Source organism: Lacimicrobium alkaliphilum (genome assembly GCF_002591895.1).
GTDB lineage: Bacteria > Pseudomonadota > Gammaproteobacteria > Enterobacterales > Alteromonadaceae > Lacimicrobium > Lacimicrobium alkaliphilum.
In genome coordinates, this window is the sequence record NZ_NISX01000033.1 from 1 (window position 1) to 3,874 (window position 3,874).

Sequence of the window (3,874 nt, forward strand, 5' to 3'; positions counted from 1 at the left end):
TCAAACTTTTCTTTTGCCATTTTTCCCCCAGCATGGATTGGATTTAAACTACTTTTATGCAGAATGAGCTGGGGAGAGAAGTGGTGCTGATAGGCAGATTCGAACTGCCGACCTCACCCTTACCAAGGGTGCGCTCTACCAACTGAGCTATATCAGCACTGTAATTGGAGCGGGCAGCGGGAATCGAACCCGCATCATCAGCTTGGAAGGCTGAGGTAATAGCCATTATACGATGCCCGCGTTCCTTATCTCTTGAGGCCACCTCATCCCAAGAACCTTGATGGACGTCAAGACTGAACGCGTCTTTCTGCCGCCCTAAGTGCTAGCCTATAGACTCACACTAGAAATATGGTGGAGGGAGCTGGATTACTTCGGACTCCTGTCCTTCGCCCTTAGGGCCATCGTCGTTCCTCCGATGTTCAAATTTGTTCCCGACAAATTTGTCGAACCAGCTTCGCTGGCAGTAATCTCAAGTCTCTCACCGATACAAGCGTCATGCTCATACCTGAAAATATGGTGGAGGGAGCTGGATTCGAACCAGCGAAGGCTGAGCCGTCAGATTTACAGTCTGATCCCTTTGGCCACTCGGGAACCCCTCCAGATTGATGGTGCCGGCTGCCGGAGTCGAACTGGCGACCTACTGATTACAAGTCAGTTGCTCTACCAACTGAGCTAAGCCGGCACTGCATCAAGTGGGTGCGAATTCTAGAGTATCGTTTTGCCATGCGCAATAGCAAAATTACAAAAAATCTTAGGTTTTGGCCCGTTTGCTTAATTTGCACCCAACACTGCCTATTTTCGCAGCAATTCGGATTGGATTTAAGCCTTTTCACTAATGAACTGCATCATTCCATAAAAAATAATATCAGGTATATGCCGTATTCCTGATACAAATTCAGGCAATAAAAGGTCACAGTCACCACCACAAATAAACAAATCATAGTCAGAAAACTGATTTTTCATCCACAGATCTGCTCTGTCAATAATGCCTTTGGCCATAACCAGACACCCACTATCCACACATTCTTCAGTGTCTTTGCCGATATCGCCCACATACCATTGCTGCTGATTAGTGGTAACCCGGGCCGTATTTTTCGCCAGACTCTGACGCATTAACTGAATACCTGGACAAATCCAACCTCCCAAATGCTGCCCCCCAACATCAACAAAATCACATGTAATCGCCGTACCAATATCCAGTACAGCAAAGGGGCGACTTGAGAACCTGCGTGCCCCCAACATTGCCAGCCAGCGATCCAAACCCAGCTTTGCTGGATTGTTATATGCAACGGCAATGGCCTGTACCTGAGTACTAGTGCTCAACAACTCATAGCGGCAATTTGATGATTGAATCACTTTGATCAGTTCAGCCACGTACTCTGTCTGTCCGACAGATGCGATATATACCCCTTCTGACTTTACCAGCAGCTGTTGAAGATGATTCTGATCAGTCAGGATACCGGTATCAGTCACCTCACGTTTTGTGACCATGGCATACTTTACTCTGCTGTTACCAATATCCAGGCACAAATACTCAGGAATGCGCTCTGACACTTATCTCACCTCCATAGAATGCCTGCATACCCTTGCCGGTCTCAACCAATAGTGCACCCTGATCATTGATTCCCCGGCACTGACCACTGAAATCCTTCGGACCGCAAAGCATTTTCACCCATTTATCCTGAAAGAGATTGTAGGCTTGCCATTCTTTTAGAAATGGGGTCAACCCTTGTTCCGCAAATAAATGCAGGAGTTGATAGAGATGATCCAACAGGGTTGACGCCAATTGATTTCTGTTCACCTGGGAACCCATCTCCGTGTAGAGGTCCGTCCATGGTTGATCGATTGCACTAGCAGGGTCAGTAGGCATTTGAATATTCAGACCAACACCGATATAGCAATGACTAACATCATCTAGCTGGCCTTCTATTTCCACCAGAATACCAGCCAACTTCTTACCGTTAAGATAGACATCATTTGGCCACTTCAGCTGGGCTGAAATACCGCCAAATGCTTTAAGTGCACGCACAACTGCAACACCGATTACCAGGCTGAGCCCTCCGAGTACCTGATACCCCCCCTGAAATCCCCAATACATAGATAGGTACAGACTTGCACCAAAAGGCGAAATCCATCTTCGCCCCTGTCTGCCACGGCCCGCTGTCTGAGCCTCCGCGAGACAACACCCTCCGTTTTTATGCAATCCTGATGTATTTTTCAGGTAGGTATTCGTAGAATCCACCACGTTCAGTAGCTGAACCGGAGCATTATGAATCTTACGAAATGTTTTTATCTGCTGCTGATCCATTAGCTGCAATAAACGTGCGAGTTTGTAGCCCTTACCCGTCACCGTGAAGATATCCAGGCCCAGCTCTGATAGAGCACGAATGTGCTTGCTCACTGTTGTTCTGGATATTCCGAGTTTGCGCCCTAACATCTCGCCTGAATAAAACTCACCGTCTGCAAGGTACAGGAGTATTTGGTTTCTGGTTATTTCACTGGTTCGACTCATAACGTAATCAGGCCCTGAGCCCCCATTAACCGGACTTCGTTTTCCAATTCAACATCAAATTCCTTCTTCACAGCCCGTTTTATCTCTCTGGCCAGCGTCAACAGTTCAGCGGGTTGACCATTGTTATAGTTTGCCAGTACCAAAGGTTGATTCTGATGACATATGATTCCTCCTATAACTTTGCCCTTGAAGCCTAATGTATCGATAAACCATGCTGCCGGAACCTTTACTATCCCGCTATTGATTGTAAAACCGGGGATTGCCGGCCAACGCTTTTTTAAATCGCTGTATGAAGACTGGCTGATATAGGGATTTTTGAAAAAACTCCCCGCATTTCCAAATTGAGCCGGGTCGGGCAATTTGTTCTTTCTTATTTCCACCACTTTCGCGAAGATCTCTTTGGCACCGGGCTCCCCTGGCAGTTGTTGCAGTTCGCCATAGTTGGTGACCCTTTGCCAGTCTTTTGCAAACCTCAGATTAACATGGGTAATCAGGGTTCGGGGCATAGCCGCGCTTTTGAAGATGCTGTCCCGATAGGCAAACTGACAATCCTTGGCCGAAAGTATGTCGATCTCGCCGGTATCAAGGTTAATCGTTTCGACACTATGACAAAAATCGGCAAATTCACGACCATAAGCGCCGATATTCTGTATCGGTGCAGCGCCCACTGTACCTGGTATTAAGGCCAGATTCTCGGTGCCGAAAATCCCCTTATCTAAAAGTGTAACTACCAACTTATGCCAGTTCTCACCGGCAGCTGTTCTTACCTGATACTCCTTATCAGTCTCCTTAACACTCACACCACTCAGAGCCACCTTTAAGATGGTCCCCTGATAGTCCTCTAGGAATACGGTATTACTACCCTCTCCGAGGATAAAGTAGGGACTGTGATCGAGCTCAGGTATCGATGTCAAATCATCAATACAAAGTAAATCTGTCGCTTTGCTGCTAAAGCCAAAAGTATGTAATGGGGCAAGGTTAATCAAAAATGCACTTCTTCGGTGTGTAATCCCGATAGTTTAAGTAACCACGCAGACGAGGTCGAGCGTTTATCTCTTATCATCTATATACGGGGTACATTTTCTCTCGCAAAGGCGCAGCGTATTCTTTTATTCGCTTAAAATTTCAGCGTCTCTGCGCGAGATATTGACAGCGTCGGACTGAAGTCCCGACCTACAAGGTACTCTCACATGGGGGTGAAAACGGGGCTTTCAGGAACGAAGTTCCTGCCGTTTGAACGACCCAAGCTCTGCGAGGGGCTGGGAATCCACTTCGTGAAGGTTGACTGCGAGATTAGTATTGCGCGATAGCGCTTATACAAAAAAGCCCCAACCGTCTTCTGGTTGGGGCTTTTGTATAATT

At 47.0% G+C, this 3,874-nt stretch carries 3 protein-coding genes and 4 tRNA genes; all 7 read right to left on the minus strand.

The genetic code is table 11. From position 1 onward, the window contains the following. Positions 1 to 81: 81 nt before the first annotated feature. Positions 82 to 157 (minus strand) — tRNA-Thr (locus tag CDA54_RS19205). An 8-nt stretch (positions 158 to 165) separates the two neighbouring features. Further along, positions 166 to 240: transfer RNA gene (locus CDA54_RS19210), tRNA-Gly, on the minus strand. 274 nt (positions 241 to 514) lie between these two features. Beyond that, positions 515 to 599 (minus strand) — tRNA-Tyr (locus CDA54_RS19215). Positions 600 to 606: 7 nt separating this feature from the next. Then, positions 607 to 682: transfer RNA gene (locus CDA54_RS19220), tRNA-Thr, on the minus strand. A gap of 137 nt (positions 683 to 819) precedes the next feature. Next, the gene (locus tag CDA54_RS19225; RefSeq protein ID WP_099036665.1) at positions 820 to 1,554 is read right to left on the minus strand and encodes a type III pantothenate kinase; all 735 of its coding nucleotides are present in this window, start codon (positions 1,552 to 1,554) and stop codon (positions 820 to 822) included. Next, on the minus strand, positions 1,535 to 2,512 hold the full coding sequence (birA, locus tag CDA54_RS19230) for a bifunctional biotin--[acetyl-CoA-carboxylase] ligase/biotin operon repressor BirA (protein ID WP_099036666.1): 978 nt from the start codon (positions 2,510 to 2,512) through the stop codon (positions 1,535 to 1,537). The genes CDA54_RS19225 and birA overlap by 20 nt, the downstream gene beginning before the upstream one ends. After that, positions 2,509 to 3,498 (minus strand): UDP-N-acetylmuramate dehydrogenase, encoded by a 990-nt coding sequence (gene murB / locus CDA54_RS19235; protein WP_099036667.1) that lies wholly within the window; start codon positions 3,496 to 3,498, stop codon positions 2,509 to 2,511. Before murB ends, birA begins: the two co-directional genes overlap by 4 nt. Positions 3,499 to 3,874 lie beyond the last annotated feature (376 nt).

Coding starts and splice junctions, on each gene's coding strand:
- birA (WP_099036666.1), bottom strand. CDS start 2,512: ATGAGTCGAACCAGTGAAATAACCAGAAACCAAATACTCCTGTACCTT.